The 22,318-nt window shown below is 61.3% G+C and carries 19 protein-coding genes; 15 read left to right on the forward strand and 4 right to left on the reverse strand.

Annotated elements, in window-relative coordinates:
- Positions 1–45 precede the first annotated feature (45 nt).
- Positions 46–1,083, forward strand: a complete 1,038-nt coding sequence (locus tag ACZ6WW_RS19120; protein ID WP_465275609.1) for a DUF1254 domain-containing protein — start codon at positions 46–48, stop codon at positions 1,081–1,083.
- A 10-nt stretch (positions 1,084–1,093) separates the two neighbouring features.
- On the opposite strand, the gene ACZ6WW_RS19125 is transcribed toward ACZ6WW_RS19120, so the two are convergent.
- Complete coding sequence (locus ACZ6WW_RS19125) at positions 1,094–1,501, reverse strand: hypothetical protein (RefSeq protein ID WP_465275610.1); 408 nt, start codon at positions 1,499–1,501, stop codon at positions 1,094–1,096.
- 308 nt (positions 1,502–1,809) lie between these two features.
- Here ACZ6WW_RS19125 and ACZ6WW_RS19130 point away from each other — a divergent pair, with 308 nt between their 5' ends.
- The 4 genes from ACZ6WW_RS19130 to ACZ6WW_RS19145 all read left to right on the forward strand — a co-directional run bounded on the left by ACZ6WW_RS19130 (position 1,810) and on the right by ACZ6WW_RS19145 (position 5,801).
- Entirely contained in the window at positions 1,810–2,757 is a 948-nt protein-coding gene (locus ACZ6WW_RS19130; protein ID WP_465275611.1) for a hypothetical protein, read from the forward strand.
- Positions 2,758–2,852: 95 nt separating this feature from the next.
- On the forward strand, positions 2,853–4,487 hold the full coding sequence (locus ACZ6WW_RS19135) for an NAD(P)/FAD-dependent oxidoreductase (protein WP_465275612.1): 1,635 nt from the start codon (positions 2,853–2,855) through the stop codon (positions 4,485–4,487).
- A 194-nt stretch (positions 4,488–4,681) separates the two neighbouring features.
- The gene (locus ACZ6WW_RS19140; protein WP_465275613.1) at positions 4,682–5,263 is read left to right on the forward strand and encodes a hypothetical protein; all 582 of its coding nucleotides are present in this window, start codon (positions 4,682–4,684) and stop codon (positions 5,261–5,263) included.
- Between the two features lie 91 nt (positions 5,264–5,354).
- Positions 5,355–5,801 (forward strand): hypothetical protein, encoded by a 447-nt coding sequence (locus tag ACZ6WW_RS19145; protein ID WP_465275614.1) that lies wholly within the window; start codon positions 5,355–5,357, stop codon positions 5,799–5,801.
- Between the two features lie 16 nt (positions 5,802–5,817).
- Here the strand turns inward: ACZ6WW_RS19145 and ACZ6WW_RS19150 are convergent, their stop codons facing one another.
- Positions 5,818–6,264 carry an HIT family protein gene (locus tag ACZ6WW_RS19150; RefSeq protein ID WP_281848809.1) on the reverse strand — a complete coding sequence of 149 codons (447 nt, stop codon included), beginning with the start codon at positions 6,262–6,264 and terminating at the stop codon, positions 5,818–5,820.
- A gap of 189 nt (positions 6,265–6,453) precedes the next feature.
- Between ACZ6WW_RS19150 and ACZ6WW_RS19155 the strand changes: the two genes are divergently transcribed.
- The 5 genes from ACZ6WW_RS19155 to ACZ6WW_RS19175 all read left to right on the forward strand — a co-directional run bounded on the left by ACZ6WW_RS19155 (position 6,454) and on the right by ACZ6WW_RS19175 (position 10,950).
- Positions 6,454–6,864 (forward strand): cytidine deaminase, encoded by a 411-nt coding sequence (locus ACZ6WW_RS19155; protein WP_465275615.1) that lies wholly within the window; start codon positions 6,454–6,456, stop codon positions 6,862–6,864.
- A gap of 188 nt (positions 6,865–7,052) precedes the next feature.
- Complete coding sequence (locus ACZ6WW_RS19160) at positions 7,053–7,895, forward strand: SAM-dependent methyltransferase (RefSeq protein ID WP_465275616.1); 843 nt, start codon at positions 7,053–7,055, stop codon at positions 7,893–7,895.
- A 185-nt stretch (positions 7,896–8,080) separates the two neighbouring features.
- Positions 8,081–8,380, forward strand: coding sequence for a hypothetical protein (locus ACZ6WW_RS19165; protein WP_465275617.1), 300 nt, complete (start codon positions 8,081–8,083; stop codon positions 8,378–8,380).
- 57 nt (positions 8,381–8,437) lie between these two features.
- Complete coding sequence (locus ACZ6WW_RS19170; RefSeq protein ID WP_465275618.1) at positions 8,438–10,213, forward strand: GGDEF domain-containing protein; 1,776 nt, start codon at positions 8,438–8,440, stop codon at positions 10,211–10,213.
- Positions 10,214–10,443: 230 nt separating this feature from the next.
- A complete protein-coding gene (locus ACZ6WW_RS19175; RefSeq protein WP_281848804.1) occupies positions 10,444–10,950 on the forward strand; it encodes a hypothetical protein in 507 nt (168 codons plus the stop codon).
- Between the two features lie 18 nt (positions 10,951–10,968).
- On the opposite strand, the gene ACZ6WW_RS19180 is transcribed toward ACZ6WW_RS19175, so the two are convergent.
- The gene (locus ACZ6WW_RS19180) at positions 10,969–12,435 is read right to left on the reverse strand and encodes an MFS transporter (RefSeq protein ID WP_465275619.1); all 1,467 of its coding nucleotides are present in this window, start codon (positions 12,433–12,435) and stop codon (positions 10,969–10,971) included.
- Between the two features lie 300 nt (positions 12,436–12,735).
- On the opposite strand from ACZ6WW_RS19180, the gene ACZ6WW_RS19185 reads away from it, so the two are divergent.
- From ACZ6WW_RS19185 to ACZ6WW_RS19205, 5 genes are all read left to right on the forward strand, one after another.
- Complete coding sequence (locus ACZ6WW_RS19185; protein ID WP_465275620.1) at positions 12,736–13,749, forward strand: LacI family DNA-binding transcriptional regulator; 1,014 nt, start codon at positions 12,736–12,738, stop codon at positions 13,747–13,749.
- A gap of 402 nt (positions 13,750–14,151) precedes the next feature.
- Positions 14,152–16,647, forward strand: coding sequence for a glycoside hydrolase family 3 protein (locus tag ACZ6WW_RS19190; RefSeq protein WP_465275674.1), 2,496 nt, complete (start codon positions 14,152–14,154; stop codon positions 16,645–16,647).
- Positions 16,644–16,868, forward strand: a complete 225-nt coding sequence (locus ACZ6WW_RS19195) for a hypothetical protein (RefSeq protein WP_465275621.1) — start codon at positions 16,644–16,646, stop codon at positions 16,866–16,868. Before ACZ6WW_RS19190 ends, ACZ6WW_RS19195 begins: the two co-directional genes overlap by 4 nt.
- Before the next feature lie 114 nt (positions 16,869–16,982).
- The gene (locus ACZ6WW_RS19200; RefSeq protein ID WP_465275622.1) at positions 16,983–19,412 is read left to right on the forward strand and encodes a TonB-dependent receptor; all 2,430 of its coding nucleotides are present in this window, start codon (positions 16,983–16,985) and stop codon (positions 19,410–19,412) included.
- A 169-nt stretch (positions 19,413–19,581) separates the two neighbouring features.
- Positions 19,582–21,174: a tryptophan halogenase family protein gene (locus ACZ6WW_RS19205; RefSeq protein ID WP_465275623.1), complete on the forward strand. Its 1,593-nt coding sequence runs from the start codon at positions 19,582–19,584 to the stop codon at positions 21,172–21,174.
- Positions 21,175–21,267: 93 nt separating this feature from the next.
- Here the strand turns inward: ACZ6WW_RS19205 and ACZ6WW_RS19210 are convergent, their stop codons facing one another.
- A complete protein-coding gene (locus tag ACZ6WW_RS19210; protein ID WP_465275624.1) occupies positions 21,268–22,314 on the reverse strand; it encodes an aldo/keto reductase in 1,047 nt (348 codons plus the stop codon).
- Between the last annotated feature and the right edge of the window lie 4 nt (positions 22,315–22,318).

A 22,318-nucleotide genomic window follows, 5' to 3' on the forward strand; every position in this document is an offset into this window, starting at 1 on the left:
GCCTACAGTGCCTGACTGATATAGCCAGTTTGCTGCGGGAACACCATGAAGAAGACAAATGCGAGAGCCTTGGCCATCCTGTCGCTGGCGGCAATGAGCGCGACAGCCTCCATACAAACAGCCGCCTCTCAAACCGTTCCCGTCACTATCGAGAACTACAACCGCGCTCAGACGGACGTCAATTTTGCGGGTGTGGTCAAAAGCGGAGGCTTTGGTACCTTCCGGCATGGCCGCGAGCTTGCCCCGCCCGCTCAGGGAGGCATCGTCCGGCCCAATCGCGACACTTTGTATTCATTCGCGATCATCGACCTCGATGCCGGCCCGGCAACCATTACGCTGCCTGACGCCGGCCATCGATTCATGGGAATGCAGGTCGTCAATCAAGACCAGTACACCCGGGCCACGTATTACAGCAGGGGAACCTATACCTTGACCCGGGCGGCAATCGGCACTCGTTATGCGATCGCCGTGGTTCGTTTCCTGGTCAATTTCTCGGACAAGGACGATGTCAGGCAGGTCCATGCTTTACAGGATGCCATCAAGCTCAGCCAGAAAAGTCCTGGCAACTTCGATGTCCCTCTGTGGGATATGGCGAGCCTTAAAAAAGTGCAGGCAGCGCTCTTGCAATTGGGCTCTACGATCTCCGACACGCGGCACATGTTCGGCGCTGACGAACATCAAGTGGATCCCGTGAAACATCTGATTGGAACCGCCATGCTATGGGGCGGCTATCCCGAAAAGGATGCCCTCTATTTGCCGATCACACCGATGCACAATGATGGCAACACCATTTACAAGCTGACGGTCAAGGATGTCCCCGTCGATGGTTTCTGGTCACTGACGGTGTACAACGAAGACGGCTATCTCCAGCCCAACCCCTATGGGGCCTATGCGCTCAATAGCCTCACGGCAGTGAAAAATCCCGATGGGGCGATCCCTATTCAATTCGGCGGGTGCGATGGAAAAACTCCCAATTGCCTGCCGATCGTCAAGGGTTGGAACTATACGGTGCGGCTGTTTCGCCCGCAGACGAAAATCCTGGACGGCACATGGAAGTTCCCGCTGGCACAGCCTGAAACTTGAACCGTCGTTATCACTTCGCCCCGGCGGGCCGCTTATAGGGAATGAACTGCCCAAGGCTCACGAAGCTCTTCGGGAAGTGCCCGGTCCGGTCGACCATGCGCACGATATCCATCTTGCACAGCTGAGTGCTGAAGGTTTTCGTCAGCAGAATATCGTCGCTGGATAAGGCGTTGGCACTACCCCTGGGATAATTGACGTAGATCGTCGTCCCGAAGTCGTAGACGATGGCCGTGCGGTCGATCACCCGGGTGCCTTGCGCCTGGGACAGACTGATGCAGTTCACCGGAGGTCCGGCCACTCGGCCCTCCAGCAACTTAGCCAGTTCTGCGGCGGGGGCGTCCTTGTCGGCTGCCAGGGCACTGGTAGAAACGGCGAGGGCTGCGGCACTCAGGGCGAGGATTTTGATCAGGGTGGACATTGGGGGTTCTTCCCGGTTGGGGATGCATGCTCATGGTATGCCGATCCATATCCTTCGGACGTTTCCATCATGGCAGCGGGTTACTCGCTGTTAGGCGAACTTCAACTACCGGTTGGGTATGTGCGCGACGATTCGAGACGGGCTTAGCCAAATCCGCGCTACTCATTCAAGGGAACCCTTGATGAAAGAACCTGTCTACCACCGTCGGCCGCAACACGCGCATGACGATAGGCGTAATTTTTTGCGCGGGTAATGGGCTTGAATGAGGCTGTGTCATCGAACGTTCCGGGCAGGGCCGACATCAGATCTTGGGCCGTAGACGTTGGCGACAGCTGACGCTGCCGCGTCAGGCGCGGGTGTTCGTGCTGGTTTTGGTGCTGGCACTACACGTGGCGTTCGCGCTGATGCTCTGGTCTGCGACCCAGCCGATAGCACCTGTCGATAATGATCCGGTGCTGATCGTGCGTCTGCTGGGCGGCAGTGCCAGCACGCAGCATGCCGCACCGCCTGCACCGCCTGCACCGCCGCCCATGCCGGCACTACCGCAACAGGCAGCGCCCGCGCGTGCTCGTCCCTTGCCGCCCGAGAAGCCGCGTCGCGATGCGATGGTCGTGCAGGATCATGGAGCGACACCTGCGCCGGCAGCCTCCGCGGCGACACCGGCCTCCCTCAACTTACGGCTACCGCCTGTGTCAACGGGCACCTCGGTAGCAGCAAGTGCAGAGACCAAACCGGCCCAGCCCGCAGACGATCATCAAATCATGCAGCACGACAGCAGCCGGCCGCCCGTCCAACCCACCCGTTTCGATAAGTATTTCCCGCCACCGAACGAAACGGCCGGCGGTGCGGCGGGGCGCCATATAGACAATGCGATCAAGGCGATCACCAAAAGCATCTGCGATCCCACCAAGCACAGTACGGCTGCCGACCTGCTGTGCGGCACGCCTCCCTTGCCGCCCTCGCGCAAGAATCATGACGAGCGCCTCAATCTACCGCCGGCATCGCTGGTCGGCGACCCGCCTCCGGTCACGATGCCACTGTCCACCTGCATCGCCGAGTACAACGACGGTAAGTCGCTGTCGCAGGGTTGCCCGATAAACACGCCCGACCTCGCGTTCCAGGCCGAAATGCGTGAATGCATCGATCTGTACCGTGCAGGCAAGCGGCTCAAGACCTGGTGTCCAGCCGACACGCCCAAGCGCGCCGCCGCCGAGTCGTCTGCACCGGCGGCTTCCTCCAGCGCCGGTTCGCACTGAGCGTACGGGGCGTTCCCTCAAGGCGGGGGCCTCCGAGCCCTCGACTGCCCAGACATGCGAAAATACCCGGCCACACCGTCCGGCCGACCTCTCGCATGATCCGACTCACCGACATCAAGCTCCCGCTCGATCACGCCGAAGGCGCCGTCGAGGCGGCCATCCGCGCCAAGCTGGGGTTGGGCAAAAGCGGTGTGCTGGGCTTCTCGGTGTTCCGCCGCGGCTACGATGCTCGCAAGCGCGGCAACATCCAGCTGATCTATACGCTGGACGTGGAAGTGGCGGACGAAACCGGCCTGCTCAAGCGGCACGCCGATGACAAGCATGTGCAGCCGTCCCCGGACACCAGCTATCGATTCGTGGCGCAAGCGCCGGCCGACCTGAAGCAGCGCCCCATCGTGATCGGCCTTGGACCGTGCGGCCTGTTCGCCGGCCTGTTGCTCGCGCAGATGGGTTACCGGCCGATCATTCTCGACCGCGGCAAGGCGGTGCGCGAGCGCACCGTCGACACCTGGGGCCTGTGGCGCAAGCGCAAGCTGGAGCCCGAGTCGAACGTACAGTTCGGCGAAGGCGGCGCAGGCACGTTCTCCGACGGCAAGCTGCATAGCCAGATCTCCGATCCGCACCACCACGGCCGCAAGGTGCTCACCGAGTTCGTGAAAGCCGGCGCGCCGGAGGAAATCCTCTACGTCAGCAAGCCGCATATCGGCACCTTTCGATTGGTGACGATGGTGGAAAATATGCGCGAGACCATCGAAGCGCTGGGCGGCGAGATTCGCTTCACGCAACGCGTCGACGATGTGCTGGTCGACACGGCCTCCGACGGGTCACGCCAGCTCCGCGGCGTGGTGCTGGCCAGCGGCGAGCAGCTGCTGAGCGATCATGTCGTGCTCGCCGTCGGGCATAGCGCGCGCGACACGTTCTTCATGCTGCACGACCGCGGTGTGTACATGGAGGCGAAACCGTTCTCCATCGGTTTTCGCGTGGAGCATCCGCAGTCGATCATCGACCAGGCGCGTTTTGGCTCGCAGGCGGGGCATGCCTTGCTCGGCGCTGCCGATTACAAGCTGGTGCACCATTGCAAGAATGGTCGCTCGGTCTACAGCTTTTGCATGTGCCCGGGTGGCACCGTGGTCGCTGCAGCATCCGAGCCGGAGCGCGTGGTGACCAACGGCATGAGCCAGTATTCGCGCAACGAACGCAACGCGAATGCGGCCATCGTGGTGGGTATCGAGCCGAAGGACTTCGCCGCGTTCGACGGCAGCGGCAGCCCGCTGGCAGGCATCGCTTTGCAGCGCGCCCTGGAATCACGCGCGTATGAACTCGGCGGTCGCGATTACAGCGCGCCGGGCCAGCTCGTGGGTGATTTCATCAAGGGCAGGGCGTCCGCCGAATTGGGTAGCGTGCAGCCTTCGTACAAGCCCGGCGTGCATTTGACCGATCTCGCGCCAGCCCTCCCGGAATACGCCATCGACGCCATCCGCGAAGCCCTCCCGGCATTCGATCGCCAGATCAAGGGCTTCGCCATGCACGACGCGCTGCTCACCGGCGTGGAGACCCGCACCTCATCGCCGGTGCGCATCCGCCGCAACGACGATTACCAGAGCCTCAATACGCGCGGCTTGTTTCCCGCCGGCGAAGGCGCCGGTTACGCCGGCGGCATCCTTTCCGCGGCAGTCGATGGCATTCGTGTGGCCGAAGCGGTGGCGCGGAGTATCAACGGCGCCGATTGATTTCAAACCAGCTGTATCGGCATGACGAAGCGCACTTGCCCGCGCTTGCCAAGCTCCTTATCTTGAAATTTGAGCGCACCTGGATTGCCCGCGTTACGCCACTAAGTCCAAGCTGCCAGCGGGGCGTCAAACTTTCGGATAGTTCCCACCGCTTCGACGTTGGGAAGCGCTACCTTTATCACTGAGGGCACGCCATGGACCTTGTATTGCTTCGCAAGTTGACGGTGTTTTGCGCCCTGGCGCTCGCCGGGGTGCCGCTGCAGTCTGCCGCCGCGCAAAGCGCTCCGGCATCCTCTCAAACCGCCACGAGCGGGGCCGAGATTCCGGCCACACGCCCGGCGGACGTGGCGTCGATGAGCGCCATCATCGACGCCGTCTACGACGTGATTTCGGGCCCCAAAGGGCAGAACCGCGACTGGAATCGCATGCGTTCGCTGTTTGTGCCGGGCGCACGCCTGATTTCCGCGCATACCGGCGAGGATGGCCTCACCACGGCACATGTGATGAGCGTGGAGGATTACATCCGATTGGGTGACCCTTTGCTGAAAAAGGACGGCTTCTTCGAACGCGAGGCACACCGCACCGAAGACCGTTACGGCAACATCGCCCAGGTGTTCAGCACGTACGAATCGCGCCATACGAAAGATGCCGAGCCATTCCAGCGTGGTATCAACAGCTTTCAATTGTTGTTCGACGGTCACCGCTGGTGGGTAGTGACGATCTATTGGCAAGGCGAGCGCCCCGGTCTGCCAATCCCAAAGCAATACGGCGGTTGATCGGACTCGGAGCTGTCGGGACGGAGGCAATTAGATCCTCTTAACCATCCCCTGGCCCCGAAGTTTGTGATTGGCTTTCAAAGGAGATGTCATGGGCTACGAAATTCATATCACCCGCAAGAAGGAGTGGTTTGATAACGACGGGCCAAATATCTCCTTAGAGGATTGGAAGGCCTACCTATCTTCTGACCCTGACATGCGTCTAGACGGCTATGCGGAAGCAACCTCCGGAAATGGAGATGTTCTTCGAGTCGAAGACGAAGGGCTTGCTGTCTGGATCGCCTACTCTGGACACAGCGTCAACGGCAACATGGCATGGCTTTACCCTGGATCAGGCGGAATAATTGCCAAGAACCCAGATGAAGAAATCCGCCAGAAGATGTTTGAGATTGCCCAAGCACTTGGCGCGCGCGTCCTTGGAGATGATGGCGAGGAGTACGGGGCGGATGGTGAGCTGGTAGTGCAAGAAGATGCCGCTCAAGCGGATGCTGCGGCTAAAACCAAAGCCCCAAAGCGCCCTTGGTGGAAAATTTTCTGACATCAGGCGGTATGCGCTACCGCAACGCAGTCCGGAGACTGGCCGCCAACTCAATACGCTCCTCAGTGGTGTATGGCACTTTCTGCCCCCCATACAGTCCGTCGTTTGGGTAACGAGGAAATACATGAAGATGGTAGTGCCACACATCCTGGTTGCCGGCCGGGCCGTTGTGTTGGCGCGTGGAGATGCCTTCACACCCGAAAGCATTCCGCATAGCCTGTGCCAGGCGGCGCGTTGCACGAAAGAAGTCGCTGCCAAGGTTGTCCGGGATGTCCAGCACGTTCTCATAGTGGCCCCGAGGCACCACCAGGCAGTTGCCTTTTATTCCAGCGTAGTGATGCGTCGGAACCAAAGCGAACACGTTGGCATCCACCAGGACAACGGCTGATTCTGGAGCAGGCGAGGGAAGCGTTTCAGCAATACCGCAGAATGGACACTCGTACCCGGGTGGAGCATTCTTCATGAAGTCTAGCTATTAATTGGGGCGCATTCCTGATTTTGTGGCGTGCCCCGGCTACCCGTCAAGGAACATCGGGCTGACCGACTACGAGAACGCACTCATTCGAGTGTGTGTTGAATACTCGAACTGCCCGAGCGGGGCAGAACATTTTGCCCTGCGATAAGCTCGCCATGGACCTGGGAATTACAACGTATGCATTCTGATATCGATCTTGAATTGATTACTGCTGCGCGTAGCATCATACGCGCCCGTTACAAGCCTGATTGGCATGCCGTCGGTTGTGCCATGAGAACTCGAACGGGGAAGATTCACCTCGGGGTGCACCTGGAATGCTACGTGGGGCGCATGACGGTGTGCGCCGAAGCTATCGCTATCGGACAAGCTGTTACTTTGGGTGATGATTTAGCAGGCGCAACCATCGTGGCGGTACATCAGGCGTCTACGAATGCTGAACCAACGGTAGTTTCCCCCTGCGGAATGTGCCGGGAGATGATCAGCGACTATGCGCCAGATGCTCGTGTGATCGTGCCAAGGCCTGATGGTTTTGCGGTCATGGAAATCACCAAGCTTCTCCCTGAGAAATATTCGCGCTCCGAATCTTGACCGTTCTTTGTTCGCGCCGCCGCAAGGAATATCAGGGAATAAAGGGTTTACCCCTTGAAGGGTATTGGAAAACCCAGGCAGCTGCGATGCGGGCCAGAGAAACTGTATATTTGCCGCTTGCCAACACCGAAAAGGAATGTCGGCACGCGGACGCAGGCGCTATTCCTTAATTTTCCTGGATATCTACTATGACATCTGCATTACCGGCCAAGCCTGCAAACGCGGAGCCACGCGGCAGCATCGTGTGCGTGGGGCTGGGCATGACGCTGGGGTCGCATCTCTCGCCGCTGGCACGCAGCCATATCCAGGGGGCCGAGGTGGTATTCGCGGCACTTTCCGACGCTATTGTCGAGCTGTGGCTGGAGCACATGCACCCCGACGTCCGCAGCCTGCAGCCATATTACGGCGACGGCAAGGATGGCAAGTCGCGCGCGGTCACCTACCGCGAATGGGTCGAGGTGATGATGGCCGAAGTGCGGGCCGGCAAACGGGTCTGCGCCGTGTTCTACGGTCATCCAGGCATCTTTGCCTGGTCGCCGCATGAAGTGATCAGGCTGGCTCGCGCGGAAGGTTTCCGGGCGCACATGGAGCCTGGCATCTCCGCCGAGGACTGCCTGTATGCAGACCTCGGCATCGACCCGGGGCGCCTTGGCTGCCAGCATTACGAGGCCAGCCAGTTGCTGTTCTACGAGACACCCATCAACCCCGGCGCCTGTCTGGTGCTGTGGCAGGTGGGCTTGGTCGGCGACCGCTCGATGGCGCGTTTTTCCACCGGGCCCGAGTACCGGCAGGTGCTGGTGGACGTGCTGAGCCGGGATTACCCGCTGGATCACGAGGTCATCATTTACCGCGGCGCCACCTTGCCGGTCGAGCAACCGCGCATTCGCTACGTGGCCTTGCGGGATTTGCCGGCGACGGAGGTGGGCAGCGACGAAACCGTCGTTCTACGCCCGGCGGCGCCGCTGCGTGCCAATCATGCGGTACGCGAGCGATTGGCCGTTCTGGATCGGGGTGTCGTGTCGCCGGCCTAGGGCCGTGGGAGTCATCGTGCGGCTTGCCGAACGGTGGTAGGCTGGATATTGGCGTTGGGGGCGCCAAGCTGCGATGAAACTCGCAGCTGTGCGCCCATCTGCATGCAACGTGGTCGCCCTGGAGATGCATGCCATTGCGTGCAGCAGGGTGAACGATTCGTCCACAACAGGAGCAGGGGGTAAACATGTCCAAGACGATCGAGCTGCTGGAACTTATCGGGCAGGACGCATCGTTGCGTCATGCATCTCAGGAAGACCTGGCGCAGGCGCTCGACGCGCTGAATGCCAGCGAGGGTCTGAAAGTGGCGGCGGCATCGGGCGACAAGAGCCGTCTCGAGGAGGAGCTGGGGAACAATCGTCCCCCGGTACGCGTCAACCACAACACCGGAGGGTGCGAGCCCGACGAAGACGATACGCAAAACGAGCCACGGCGCGAGGGCGGCGAAGCGGATGAAACGCATCAGCCTCCGGAGCGTAAGCCATGACCGGCTAATCATTCGATGGCCCGCGGAGTACCGTTTTGTCTGGCAGGCGCCGCCGCTATGGCGGTGTTCCTGCTGTGTACTGCAAAGGGCGGCGGTACATCGACTGATGCCGCGCCGGTCGTTGCATGGTTCGCGCAGGCCGATGATGCGTGGCCGGACGATACTTTCCATTTCCGAAACGCTCTGGCGCGGCTTCATCAGCACGAAGGCCAGTTGAACGCCACGCAGCGCTGGCATTTGCGACTGCTGGATACGCGCCTGCCCGTGGCCGATGGTGACTACGCGAAAGTCGAGTCGACCCTCTACGACATTGCTGATCAGTCGGGCGATGTGTCCCTCTCCGTTCGCGCCACGGCGGCGTTGATTCGAGGCAAGTTCTTCAGCCGGGACTATGTGACCGCCTATGCACTGGCCAACACCCTGGTGGCCGAGCTCCCCAAGGGTGTTGATCCGCAAGCTCGCCTGGAAGGCATGGATGAGGTCATCCACATGTTGAACCAGGAGGCCGTGGGGCAATACGACCTTGCACTGGATTATGCCCGGCAGATGAAGGCTCTGATTCCTTCGAGCAAAGGCCAGTGCCATGCCAGGTCGCTTGAGACACAGTCCTTGCTCTACGCAGGTAAATTGTCCTCGACCCATCCCGCTTTTCAGGCTGCGATCGACGCGTGCCTTGCAGCGGGGGAGTCCCGTCAAGCCGTTGCGGTGCGCCTGGATCTGGCCAGCGCCATGATTGACGAAGGCCATGCCGATCAAGCCATCGCCTTGTTACGCAGCATCGCCCCCGAGATTCAGGCTACCGGGTACACACCCTATCTGGCCTCGTTGCCTGTCACCGAGGCGCAGGCTTATCTCAGCCTCGGCGACGCGGCCAATGCACGAAAGTTCGCCCTGGACAGCATTGCCATCACAGGACCGGACAGTCCGCTGTGGACACTGCGGGCCGCCTATGAGGTGCTCTATAAGGCGGAAAAGAAAGAGGGCCACGATACCGCCGCGCTCAACTATTACGAGAAGTACGACGCTCAGAAAACCGCCGCCTTGGACAATGCCCGGGCCATCGCCTTGGCCTACCAGACGGTCAGGCAGCAGGTGCTTTCCGAGAAGATGAAGCTGGATGCGCTGAGCAAGGAGAACAGGATCCTGCAGCTTAGCCAGGCCCTGGCGAGTCAGGCACATAAAAGCAGCGAGTTGTTCAATGCGCTGCTGCTGACGGTGATCGCCTTTTTCGTTCTGGCGCTGCTGTGGCTGTGGCGCTCCTGGCGGCGTTTCCGCTGGATGGCGCGACACGACGGCTTGACCGGGGCGTATAACCGCGAACACTTTTTCGTCGAAGCGGGGCGCACGCTGCGGCGGCTGCACAAGGCAGGGACCGATGCCTGTCTGGTCGTGCTGGACCTGGATCATTTCAAGCGGATCAACGACACGCACGGACATGCCGCCGGCGACCAGGTATTACGTTCTGCCGCGACGATCATCGGCGACGAACTGCGCTCCACCGACCTGCTCGGCCGCCTGGGCGGCGAAGAGTTCGGCATCCTGATGACGGGCTGTTCGTGCAACCAGGGATTGGAGGTGGCAAATCGCATTCGCCATACCTTGGCCACTACGCCGGTGACGCTGGATTCCCAGGTCACCGTCACGGTATCGGCCAGCCTGGGGCTCGCTTGCGCCACCAGTTCGAGCTACATGCTGCGCGTGTTGCTGGTTGACGCCGACGCGGCGCTTTACCAGGCGAAAGAGGGTGGCCGCAACCAGGTCGTGGCGCACACTCGTGCGGAGACGCCCGCAGGCGTTGTCTCGGGCGACGGTCAGCTTACTCTTAACGCCTGATACGAGTTGACTCGAGAGAGAGCTTGATTGGTAGGCGAAGTGCGTAGAAAGCCTTTGGGCCTCGGCTCCACACGATTGTATAAAGCGCGGTTGACGGATGTGAAGAGAGAAGAACGCATTAGACAATCTGATATCCGTGTCAGGAGCGGGCTCAGATTGGTGGGATTCCTTGTGGTGCTGTGTGTGGTTCTGTTTGTATTTAAGTTCTATCCGGCGGCTAAGGTGCTTACGTGCATCTCTGCATTTTTCTCTGTGGTGACGGCTATAGAATATTGGAACGCTTGGCGGTTGAAGAAAAGCCACTGAATTGGTTCTGTATCGGCGCGGCATCAATATCAAAGCTGAGCATTTATAGAATGACATCATCACCACAGATTTGGATTAAGACGGATTTCTTTGACATAGAGCCCGGGGAGGATGAAGCGACCAATCCAGGTCGATTCGGGAAATCAATGGCGAACTGGCTGGCCTGGAAATTTTCAGAAGGCGAGGTCTTCCAGGGTGCCAAAGTGCTGGGTGAAGACTGGGGTTGGTGCGTCATGCTCCAGCGAAAGCCATTTCCGCTATGGGTTGGCTGTGGCAACCGCTTCGATACCACCGATGAGTGGGGAGCTTTTGTGACCGCAGAGCCGAATTTGCTTTACAAGATTCGGCATGGCGCTGACGTAAAACGGATGGTTGATGGGGCGTTCCAAATGCTTGGCGGGTATCTGCGCCAGCTATCAGATGGTGATTAGTGACGCAAGCGTGCCTGGTCAGGCGCCTTCGGGCTCGGCTACACGCAGAGTGCAAAGTCCCGCCGCGAGCAGACTCGCGCCACCGAGGCCCAACGCCCAGATGGGCTGGTTGTGAAAACACAGGCGCAGCAATAGGCCGAGCACACTGGCGGCAAGCAATTGCGGGATCACGATAAAGAAATTGAAGATGCCCATGTAGACGCCCATCTTCGCCGTGGGCAGGCTGTCCGAAAGCAGCGCATAAGGCAGTGACAGAATCGATGCCCACGCAAAGCCGACACCCACCATCGACGCTAGCAGCCAGTGCGGATCGCGGATGTACAGGAACGACAGCAGACCGGCCCCGCCAAGACACAAATTCATGACGTGGCTGATGCGCAGGCCCCATCGGCGCACCATTAGCGGAATAACCACCGCGGCCAGCGCACCAAACCCGTTGTACGCAGCAAACAACACGCCGACCCAGTTGGCGCCCTCGTTATAGGCGGACGAGCCGGTATCGGTGGTGGCATAAATCGTCTGCGTCACGCCGGCGGTGGTGTAGATCCACATCGCAAATAGCGCGAACCAGGAGAACAGCTGCACTCCGGCCAGGCGGCGCATCGAGATGGGCATGCCATAGAGATCACCCATCACGTCGCGTAGCATTCCGCGGCCGCGGGTGCGGCTCAGCCATGTGAGCAGCAGGCCGAACGCGATCAGGCCGCTGGCCAGCAGGTAAACCTCTTTTTCCAGCGAGAAGTACCTGATCGCGAACAGTACCGCCATGCCGACCAGCAGCAGTAGCAAACCCGGTCGCCACGCGCGCGACACGTCCGCCGCCGGTCCATCGGGCACGTTGTCGTTGAACGATTGCAGCTGTGCAGGCGGGTATTCACGCGTGGTCACGATGGTCCAAAGCACCGCGCCCAGCAGTACTGCACCGCCGCCATAGAACGCGTACTTCACCGTATCGGGAATCCCACCGTTCGTCGCTACGTTGGCCACGCCGAACCGAGCAAGGACCCATGGCAGCATCGAGGCGATCACGGCGCCGGCACCGATGAAGAAACTCTGCATCGCATAACCGGCGGGTCGCTGTTGCGTGGGCAGTTGATCGCCGACCAGCGCGCGGAATGGCTCCATCGACACGTTGATCGACGCGTCCAGAATCCACAGCAGGCCGGCAGCCATCCACAACGCCGGTACATTCGGCATCCATAGGAGCGCCAGCGAGGCGAACACCGCGCCGAACAGAAAGTACGGCCGCCGCCGGCCCAGGCGGTTCCAAGTGCGGTCGGAGTAGTGGCCAATGATCGGTTGCACGATCAACCCCGTCAGCGGCGCAGCGATCCATAGCGCCGGGATGTCGTTTACGTCCGCACCCAGCGTCTGAAAGATTCGGCTGACGTTCGCGTTCTGCAATGCAAAGCCGAAGTGGAGGCCAAGAAAGCCGAAGCACATGTTCCATATCTGCCAGAACGACAGTGCGGATTTCTGTGTCATCGGAGCCTACCCTTTGTCATAGGTGGCGCCGTGCCGGGCGCAGCGTGGGGTCTGCGCTGTGGTCGAATTCGTCATGGATGCCTCCCTCCAGCAGCAGTTATGTCATGGCGTAACGCATCCCGCATGCTGCGACCGCAGCATCGATACTTTTTGTTGCCAGGGACGGGCTTGCATGGTACGCAAGGCCTCAGCGCGGTAACCGGCGCTTGCGCAAGTATTCATCGCAACGCCGATCGTCCTTGTAAAGCGGAGGGCTCTGGCGGCATAGTCAATCGACAGTGTGATGACAGCGGAGAATCCATGCGGGTACGCCTCGAAGATGTGGCGCGCGCAGCGGGCGTATCGCCCAAGACGGTGTCGCGCGTGCTCAATGACGAGGCCAACGTGACCGACGCCACGCGTCAGCGCGTGCGCGCCGCCATGGAGGCGATGGACTATCGCCCGCATCCGTCGGCGCGCAGCCTGGCGGGTAATCGATCGTTCCTGGTCGCGATGCTGTACGACAACAACGACAACCCGGCCTCGACCTACCTGGCCGAGATCCAGGATGGTGTGCTCGAGGCCTGCGATGCGCATCGCTACAGCATGATGGTACGGCCGCTGCGCATGCGTGACCGCGATTTCATCCGCCGCTTCGACGCGCTGATTTCCGATCACCACCCCGACGGCGTCGTGCTGACGCCACCGATCACCGACTATGCGCCGCTGCTGAAACGCCTGCGCGAGCGCGATGTGCCTTACGCCAGCGTGTCGCCGCTACGGCACGGCAAGACCATCGGTGTAACGATGGACGAGCAGCAGGCTGCGCGGGCGATCATGGAGCACCTGCTGGAGCTGGGCCATCGGCGGATCGCTCATGTGATCGGCATTGCCGACCATGGCGCCAGCCGCTGGCGACTGGCCGGCTATCGCGACGCGATGGCTGCTGCGGGTATCCCCGAGGATCCAGCGCTGGTAGTGCAGGGCGCTTTTACTTTCGGCTCCGGTGTGGAGGCAGCGCGGCAGCTATTTTCGCTGACCAAGCGGCCGACAGCGGTGTTCGCCGCCAACGACGACATGGCCACCGGCGTCATGTGGGCGGCGGGCGAGTACGGTTTGAAGGTGCCGCATGATCTGTCGGTCTGCGGCTTCGACGACACGCCGCTGTCGCGACAACTGTGGCCGGCGCTCACTACCGTCCAGCAACCCAGTCGCGAGATGGGCAAGCTTGCGGCCGAACAACTGCTAAGCGTATTGCGCGGTCACGGCCCCGGCCGACTGGTGCAGGTACCTTTCTCCCTGCAGATCCGCGGTTCCACAGGCGCCGTACCCTGAAGGGAACCTCGAATAGCCTCGGTTTTTCTACCGTCATCCCGGCGTAGGCCGGAATCCAGTGACTTTGCGATCGGCTATCGCCAGGGCGTTCAAGCATTTGCATTATCGCGAAGATCGAAGTCGCTGGATGACCAGCTTTGCTCTTGTGAAGCGCCTCCGGCCTGCGTCGGGATGACAAATAGGCGAGGTTTTCAGCGGTTCCCTTGAAGTCGCTTCACCCGGGGGAATAGCGCGAGAGTCATGTTGCAGAGCAAATTGACAGCGCTGTCATTCCTGCCACTATGCGACCCAACGCGTACCGCCGGTACGCCACCCTGGGGCTTTGCCGTGCCATTGCTGCAGTCATTGAGCTCGTTCCCGCGAAGCGTTTCCATAAGCCTGCCGTTAGTCGGCGCACTGCTGATGGCCGTCCCTGCCATGGCCGGCGACGCGACCGTCGTTCACCCCGAACAGTGGCCCAAAGGCGGCTCGCCGCTGCCGGCTGACCCGGCGATCGAGTCACGGGTGCAGGCTTTGCTGAAGAAGATGTCGGTGGCGGACAAGGTCGGCCAGATGATCCAGGCCGACATCAAGTACGTGACGCCGGACGATGTACGCGAGTACCACCTGGGCTCGATCCTGGCCGGCGGTAATTCCAAGCCGCCCGGGCAGCCATACCCCGTGGCATCGCAGTGGCAGGCGCTATCCGACGCGTTTTACCGCGCGTCGATGGATACCTCGAAGGGAGGGTTGGCGATCCCGGTGCTGTTTGGCATCGATGCCGTGCATGGCCATAACAACCTCGTCGGTAGCACGCTGTTCCCGCAAAACTCCGCTTTGGGCGCTACGCGCGATCCGCAGCTGATCCACGATATTGGCGAGGTCACCGCGCAAGAACTACGTGCCAGCGGGATCAGTTGGACGTTCGCGCCCACGCTCACCGTGCCGCAAGATGTTCGCTGGGGTCGCTCCTACGAAGGTTATTCGCAGAATCCGGCGCTGGTAGCGCAATACGCCGCCGCCATGATCGGCGGCCTGGAGGGCGGGCCGGGTACTGCGCAGTTCCTGGACGCCGAGCATGTGATCGCTACCGCCAAGCATTTCGTCGGCGACGGCGGCACGCACGATGGCAAGGACCAGGGCGACGCCCAGATCAACGAGGCGACGTTGCGCGACGTGCACGCAGCCGGCTATCCGCCTGCGATCAAGGCCGGCGTGCAGGTGGTGATGGTCTCGTTCTCCAGTTGGAACGGGGTGAAGATGGCCGGCAACAAGGCGCTGATCACCGGTGTGCTGAAGGAGCGCATGGGTTTCGACGGGATCGTGTTGGGCGACTGGAACGCGCACGGCCAGGTGCCCGGCTGCACCAGCGAGGATTGCGCGGCGGCGTACAACGCTGGGCTGGATATGCTCGAAGCGCCCGATTCCTGGAAAGGCCTTTACAAGAACACGTTGGCCGAGGTGAAGGCCGGAGTGATCCCGATGAGCCGCGTCGACGATGCGGTGACGCGCATTCTGCGGGTGAAGATGCGCCTTGGCATGTTCGAGACCGGGGCGCCATCGACCAACCCGCTGGTGGCCCGGTCGGCGCAGGTGATCGGAAGTCCTGCGCATCGTGCGCTGGCGCGTCGTGCAGTACGTGAGTCGCTGGTGTTGCTGAAGAACAATCAGGGCGTGCTGCCGATCGATCCGCGCAAGCATGTTCTGGTTGCCGGTAGCGGTGCCGACAACATCTCCAAGCAAAACGGCGGCTGGACACTGACCTGGCAGGGCACGGGCCTGACCAATGCAAATTTCCCCGGAGCCACCTCCATCTGGGCCGGCCTCCAGGCGCAGGTGCAGGCAGCTGGTGGCAGCGCCGAATTGTCGGTAGAGGGTGACTACAAGCAGAAACCCGATGTCGCCATCGTGGTGTTCGGCGAAGATCCCTACGCCGAGTTCCAGGGAGATCTGCCGAACCTGGCCTACCGGCCGGGCAACGATCACGATCTTGACCTGCTTCGGCGGCTACGCGGGCAGGGCGTGCCGGTGGTGGCGGTGTTCCTGACCGGGCGGCCGCTGTGGATGAATCGCGAAATCAACGCTGCTGATGCCTTTGTAGTGGCGTGGCTCCCCGGTAGCGAAGGCGAAGGCATTGCCGACGTGCTGCTGCGTACCCGTGACGGTCGCATAGCGCACGACTTTCACGGCAAGCTGGCATATGCGTGGCCGCTCAGCGCAGCACAAGTACCCGTCGCCGCGATCGCACGAGGCGAGCATCCGCAATTCCCTTACGGCTTCGGCCTGACCTATGCCGATCGTGGCACTACCGCTCCTTTGTCCGAGGATGCAGGGATCGCGCTAAATGCCGCACAGGCCGGTGTCTATTTCACCCGTGGCAAACCGGCGCAAGGTTTCGTGGTGCGCCTGACTGGCGCAAACGGCGCAGCGATGAATGTCGACGCCGTGCCGGCCGCCACGCCAGACGGCAGCCTGCGCATCAGCGCGCTCGACTACAAGGCGCAGGAGGACGCGCGCAGTCTGAACTGGTCCGGCACCGGCGCCGCAGGCGTCGAGCTGGTGGCACCAACGCCACTCGATGTGGAACGCGAAACCAACGGCGATGTGTTGCTGGTAACCACGTTGAGGATCGACACGGTAATGCCGGGGAGTACCGCGATGATCGGTGTCGGCTGCGGTGTCGGTTGCGGTGCTCAGGTACCCGTGGGGCGACAGCTCGCTGAGTTGCCTCAGGGGCAGTGGCTGCGGCTGGGCATTCCGCTGAAATGTTTCCGTGACGCCGGCGCCAGCATGAGCAGGTTGGACCGGCCATTCGAATGGTCCAGTCATTCCGGCGATCGGATCGCTATGGCCGACGTGTCGCTCGGCACGGTAGCGGACCGGACGCTGGCATGCCCGACGCAGGGGAACAAGCCATGAATGTCGAGTCGCTACTTGTAGTGGTTATGTTGCTGATGTTGACCGGTTTCGCGATATCGACGGGATCGTTGCGCCAGCGCGGCTTGGCCATCGGTTACGCCTTAACAGCTGGCTCGCGTCTCCGTGAGATTGGGCGCCAGGGTGTCTATTTGCTTTGTCTTGATCACTTGCTGCCATGCGGCAAGCATTCATTGGGGTGGCGCTTTATTATCCCGAAATGACAGCGCTGTCATTTCGGGATAAATGACGTGCCGGTTGGGGAGTTGGGAAACCTTTGTCATGGCCGTTTGTGCGGCAGACAACACTGATCCGAACGATTTAGAGGGGAGAGCCAGATGAATCTGCATCACAAGCTGTTGTATGTCGCCATGTCACTCGTGCTTGCTCCGGGTACGTTGCTTGCAGCCGACCAGGACGCGACATCGCAAAACCCGCCATCCCAGAATCCGGCAGGCGCCGACAAGAAAGTAAAGAATCTGGATGCCATCTCGGTTAGTGCAACCAAACGCGAGACGCCTCTTCAGAAAACGCCAGTGGCAGTGACAGCGATCTCGGCGGACACGCTCGACAAGGAGCGCGTCATGACCGTGCAGGACCTGACCAAATTGGTACCTGGCCTGCAAGGTACGTCGGAGGGCGATCATGGTGTGGTGACGCTGACCATGCGCGGCATCGGCAACGACAGCGCCAAAACCGAGTACGCCGATCCCGAAGTCGCGACTTTCGTCGACGGCGTCTATGCGCCTCGCGCCGAGGCCGCATCGGGTCTATTGCTGGACATGGATGGCGTCGAAACGCTGCGCGGTCCGCAGGGCACGCTTTGGGGCCGCAACTCCACCGCCGGCGCCATCAGCTTCCAGACGGCCAAGCCGGAAATCGGCGCGGGCTTCTACGGCAATGCGCAGGTAGAAGCGGGCAACTACAACCTGATCGGCGCGCGCGCCGCGTTCAACTTGCCCATCAGCAACACCTTCGCCATGCGCGTTGCCGTGGTGCACGAACAACACGATGGCTACGTCGATTACCAGAATCCGTCGAGCGAGCTGCCCACCGTGGCGCAACAGCAGCAGGCGTATCTCGCTTCCGGCGGTACGCTGGCCAACTTCAAGCCGATCGATCCCAGTCAGTACGTGCAGGGCGGCAACAAGTACAACGCGCAGGATCAGTCCGCCGCGCGCGTCAGTGCGCTGTGGCAACCCAGCGATGCGTTCAAGTGGAACCTGTCGTACGAGTACTTTGTCGATCGCGGCACGCCCAGCCTCAGCCTGATGCAGACGCCGCGCCAGGGGCAGGATTTCTGGTCCGCGCTGATCGACACCGCGCCGTACCTGGACCGTACCTCCAAGACGCTGCGCAGCCGCATCGACTGGAACATCAACGATGGCATGCAGCTCAGCTACATCGCCGGCTACAACCGCTACTCCGGCAAGAGCGACTTCGACCAGGACGTCGGTGTCAGCGTACCCACCAGCTTCACCACCAATGGTGTCTATCAGGACGACCGCACCAACTATTCCAACTACGAAAGCTGGAGCCAGGAAGTGGACCTGAAGTCCAGCGGGCAGCAGACCGTGGACTGGATCGTCGGCGCGTACTACGCCTACGAAGACAACAACATCCGCTTCGACATCCCCATCATGAACGGTACGCGCTATGGCACCGTGAACTGGCAGGGTTCCTTTATCCAGCCGAAGGAAACGGTGGAGTCGTACGCGTTGTTCGGTCAGGCCACCTGGCATCTCAGCGATCACTGGCGCCTCACGGGTGGCGCGCGCTGGTCGCATGACGACAAGGAGAACAAGGGCGGCATCAACTGGGGTTGGGACTACGACCCGACCGTGCCGCAGGTGCCGATCTCTCCGGGCGTGTATCCGGATCCGTCGAACGGCTTCACCGTCTCGCAGCGGAACACCGCCAAGTACAGCAAGAGCAAGCCGACCTGGCTGCTGCGCCTGGATACCGACGTTGGCGAAAACGGCATGGTCTACGTCAGTGTGTCCACCGGCTACAAGTCGGGCGGCACGCAGGACGCAGGTACGCTGTATAAGCCCGAGACGCTGACCAACTATGAAATCGGCAGCAAGTTCTCCTTCCTCGATGGCCATATGACGTGGAACTCGGCCATCTATTACGAAGACTTCAAGAACTTCCAGCTCTCCGCGCCCATCGTCTATCCGGACGGCAACCACGGCCTGGGCTTCTCCAACGTGGGGGGCAGCACCAAGGTGCTCGGCATCGAATCGGAGCTGGCGTATCAGCAGAAGGACGATCGCCTCAACCTGATCTTCTCGGCTATTCCGAAAAAGGAACTCGGCAAGCTGATCTACGCCGGATCCAACGACTACCAGGGCCTGCCGGCATGCCCGCCGCAGTCCAATCTCGCCAACTGCATGAACGTCACTGGCAACGATCTGCCGCATGCGCCGAACGTGTCGCTCACCGGCATCTACGAGCACGACTTTCACCTTTCCAACGGCGGACGCCTCACGCCACGCATCAGCGTGCAGTACCAGAGCACGCAGTGGCTGAGTTACTTCAACCTGGGTTCGGGCGACCAGCAGAAGGCGTACACGCGTGGGGACCTGTCGCTGCGTTACACCGAGCCGGGTGACAAGTGGTGGGTCAACGCGTATGTGCAGAACGTGTCCGATGACAAGATCCGCACCAGCGCAGGCCGTTTCCTGATGTCCGATGGCTCGCTGCAGTACGTGTCGCAGTATCTCGCCCCGCGTACCTATGGCGTTCAACTAGGCGTGTGGTTCTGAGGTGATGCACGGCGCCCCCATGATGCACGTGTCGCCTGATTTTTGCCGTTCTGCCGGCGACGCTCTGGGTGAGCGCCGCCGATCCTCCCTTTGAACGGCTCTTTGCCGGGTCCGCGTGGGGCGGGGCCGGCAATTCTTTCTTTCATCATGCAGTACCGGCGGGGACACCATGGCGCGTCTGAAGAAGGTATTGATCGTGGGTGGCGGCACCGCCGGTTGGCTGGCGGCGTGCTATCTGGCCAAAGCGGTCAACGCGGTCGATCCCCGGAGCGTGCAGGTGCATCTGGTGGAATCGCCAGACATCGGCCTGCTTGGCGTGGGCGAAGCCACGTTTCCCTCCATTCGCGGCACGCTGTCGGCCATCGGCCTCGACGAGCGCCGCTTTCTGGTCGGCGCCACCGCGACATATAAACAGGGCATCCACTATCGCCACTGGGTACGACCGCCAGGAACGCCCGGAGCGGATCACTTCTTTCATCCATTCAACGCACCCAGTCAGCGTCCGGGTGGCCCGGAGCTGTTGCCGTACTGGCTGCTCGGCGCCGCACCGGAGGGCATGCCGTTCGCCGACGCCGTGTCGATGCAGAGCACGCTGGTCGATCACTCGCGTGGCCCCAAGCGCGCAAGGGACGCGGACTATCAGGGGCCGATGAATCACGCCTTCCACTTCGATGCCGCCTGCTTCGCGCGCGTGCTTGCCGAGCACGGCCAGCAGGCGCTCGGCGTGGTTCGACATGTGGCGACGGTAGAGCGCACGGAGCTGGACGAACACGGCGCCATCGCGCGTGTGGTGACGAAGGAGGCGGGCGAACTCACCGCCGATCTCTACGTAGACTGCACCGGACTGCGTGGCATGCTGATCGGCAACGTGATGCAGTCACCCTTCCGCAGCCGTGCGGACGTGCTGTTCGCCGATCGCGCGGTGGCCATGCAGGTGCCGTACGAAACGCCCGATACACCGATCCCGTCGTACACCATCTCCACCGCCCAGGAGGCCGGTTGGATCTGGGACATCGGTTTGCAGAAGCGGCGTGGCACCGGCTATGTGTATTCGTCGCGGCACACCACCGACGATCGCGCCGAAGAAGTCTTCCGGCGCTATCTGGGCCGTGCCGGCGAGGGCCTGAAGGCCATGCACATCAAGTTCGAGACGGGATATCGCCCCGAGCATTGGCGCAAGAACTGCGTGGCGGTGGGACTGGCCGGCGGCTTCGTCGAGCCGTTGGAATCCACCGGCATCGCGCTGATCGAGCTGGCGACCTACCTGCTCACGCACCTGTTGCCGAGCGACACCGACGCCATGGAAAGTACGGCGCGTCATTTCAACGAGATGATGGTTGCACGCTACGACCGCATCATCGACTTCATCAAGATGCACTACTGCCTGAGCCAGCGCCGTGACTCGCAGTTCTGGATCGACAACGCCGACGTCGCCAGCATCCCGCAAACCCTGCAGGAAAAACTCGCGAAGTGGACGCAGCGCCCACCGCATCGATTGGATTTCGTTGGCGACCTGGAAATGTTCATGACCGCCAGCTGGCAGTACATTCTGTACGGCATGGAGTTCCGGACCGATCTTGAATCCATGCGCAGCGCCTATCCGCACATGGAAGCGGCACGCCAGGAGTTCGCGATGATCCAGCAGGCGGCTACTCGTGCACTCCACGACCTGCCAGATCATCGTGCGCTGGTCGAACAGCTATGCCACGAACATATGCAGCGCACCCGGCCAGAGGCGGAAAGGGCTGCATCTGCCAGCTGAATTCGCCAATCAACCTTGAGTGCTCAGATGAGCGAGCGGTTATCGGGAAGGCGCTCGCTTCTGATCATCAAGGGTGCGACCTGGCCGATCGTTTCACGCCACCGGTTCCTTCGGTGCATCGAACTGCTCGGCCTTACCGCCCGTGAACAGTTCGCGGGTTCCCGGGTCGTGGATGACCGTGTAAGGAAACCCAGCAGGGACCGCACTCACCTCATCCAGGCGAGCGATGTGGGCAGGCGACAACGTTACCTGGATTGCCCCCAGATTGTTTTCCAACTGGGCCAAGGTGCGTGGCCCGATGATCGGAAGCGGTCCCTTGGCGGCTACCCAGGCAATCGCCACTTCACTGGGTGTGACTTCAAGATCCGTCGCGACGGCGATCAATGTATCCAGAATAGCGGTGCGTTGCGGAGAGTTCTCTGCTTGGAACACTTTGCCGCCAAATCCCTCTGCGCGCCCCTTTTCTCCCTGACGGTATTTGCCGGTCAGCATGCCGCCCCCAAGCGGCGACCAAGCGACAATCCCCAGGCCGAGCGCCTGGCCTGCCGGCAGTAGTTCGTGTTCGGTGGTGCGTTCGACCAGGCTATGCTCCACCTGCAAACCGGCGATGGGAGCTGCGCCGCGAAGCTCGGCGATGGTCGCCGCGCGTGCCACGCGCCATGCCGGGAAGTCGGACAGTCCTGCATAGATGATCTTGCCAGCGCGGACGAGATCATCGAAGCCACGCACGATCTCTTCGACCGGCGTAACGCCATCGGACATGTGCACCCAATAGAGATCGATACGGTCGGTCTTGAGCCGCTTGAGGCTGGCCTCCACCGATGAAATCATCGCGCGGCGGCTGTTGCCGGTGACCAGGATGCCGGAGTTCAGATCGGTCCTTGCCGTGAACTTGGTGGCCAGCACAAAGTCATCGCGCCGTCCAGTCAACAGATCGCCCAGGATTTCCTCGGACTGTCCGAACTGATAGCCGTTGGCTGTGTCGATGAAGTTGCCGCCGGCCTCAGCGTAGGCGTTGAAGATGCGACGCGATTCGTCCGGCTCCGCCCCGTGTCCCCAGCGTGTTCCGAAATTGCCGGCGCCGAGAACCAGTTCGGAGACCCGCAGGCCGGTGTGTTTACCAAAGAGCTTGTAGCGCATGAAG

It is taken from the genome of Dyella sp. NPDC103356 (assembly GCF_055584465.1).

What these genes read in the sequence shown, in the direction of transcription:
- ACZ6WW_RS19120 (WP_465275609.1), top strand. Translation starts at nt 46, where the DNA reads ATGAAGAAGACAAATGCGAGAGCCTTGGCCATCCTGTCGCTGGCGGCA.
- ACZ6WW_RS19125 (WP_465275610.1), bottom strand. Translation starts at nt 1,501, where the DNA reads ATGTCCACCCTGATCAAAATCCTCGCCCTGAGTGCCGCAGCCCTCGCC.
- ACZ6WW_RS19135 (WP_465275612.1), top strand. Translation starts at nt 2,853, where the DNA reads ATGATCCGACTCACCGACATCAAGCTCCCGCTCGATCACGCCGAAGGC.
- ACZ6WW_RS19140 (WP_465275613.1), top strand. Translation starts at nt 4,682, where the DNA reads ATGGACCTTGTATTGCTTCGCAAGTTGACGGTGTTTTGCGCCCTGGCG.
- ACZ6WW_RS19145 (WP_465275614.1), top strand. Translation starts at nt 5,355, where the DNA reads ATGGGCTACGAAATTCATATCACCCGCAAGAAGGAGTGGTTTGATAAC.
- ACZ6WW_RS19150 (WP_281848809.1), bottom strand. Translation starts at nt 6,264, where the DNA reads ATGAAGAATGCTCCACCCGGGTACGAGTGTCCATTCTGCGGTATTGCT.
- ACZ6WW_RS19155 (WP_465275615.1), top strand. Translation starts at nt 6,454, where the DNA reads ATGCATTCTGATATCGATCTTGAATTGATTACTGCTGCGCGTAGCATC.
- ACZ6WW_RS19160 (WP_465275616.1), top strand. Translation starts at nt 7,053, where the DNA reads ATGACATCTGCATTACCGGCCAAGCCTGCAAACGCGGAGCCACGCGGC.
- ACZ6WW_RS19165 (WP_465275617.1), top strand. Translation starts at nt 8,081, where the DNA reads ATGTCCAAGACGATCGAGCTGCTGGAACTTATCGGGCAGGACGCATCG.
- ACZ6WW_RS19170 (WP_465275618.1), top strand. Translation starts at nt 8,438, where the DNA reads ATGGCGGTGTTCCTGCTGTGTACTGCAAAGGGCGGCGGTACATCGACT.
- ACZ6WW_RS19180 (WP_465275619.1), bottom strand. Translation starts at nt 12,435, where the DNA reads ATGACACAGAAATCCGCACTGTCGTTCTGGCAGATATGGAACATGTGC.
- ACZ6WW_RS19185 (WP_465275620.1), top strand. Translation starts at nt 12,736, where the DNA reads ATGCGGGTACGCCTCGAAGATGTGGCGCGCGCAGCGGGCGTATCGCCC.
- ACZ6WW_RS19190 (WP_465275674.1), top strand. Translation starts at nt 14,152, where the DNA reads ATGGCCGTCCCTGCCATGGCCGGCGACGCGACCGTCGTTCACCCCGAA.
- ACZ6WW_RS19195 (WP_465275621.1), top strand. Translation starts at nt 16,644, where the DNA reads ATGAATGTCGAGTCGCTACTTGTAGTGGTTATGTTGCTGATGTTGACC.
- ACZ6WW_RS19200 (WP_465275622.1), top strand. Translation starts at nt 16,983, where the DNA reads ATGAATCTGCATCACAAGCTGTTGTATGTCGCCATGTCACTCGTGCTT.
- ACZ6WW_RS19205 (WP_465275623.1), top strand. Translation starts at nt 19,582, where the DNA reads ATGGCGCGTCTGAAGAAGGTATTGATCGTGGGTGGCGGCACCGCCGGT.
- ACZ6WW_RS19210 (WP_465275624.1), bottom strand. Translation starts at nt 22,314, where the DNA reads ATGCGCTACAAGCTCTTTGGTAAACACACCGGCCTGCGGGTCTCCGAA.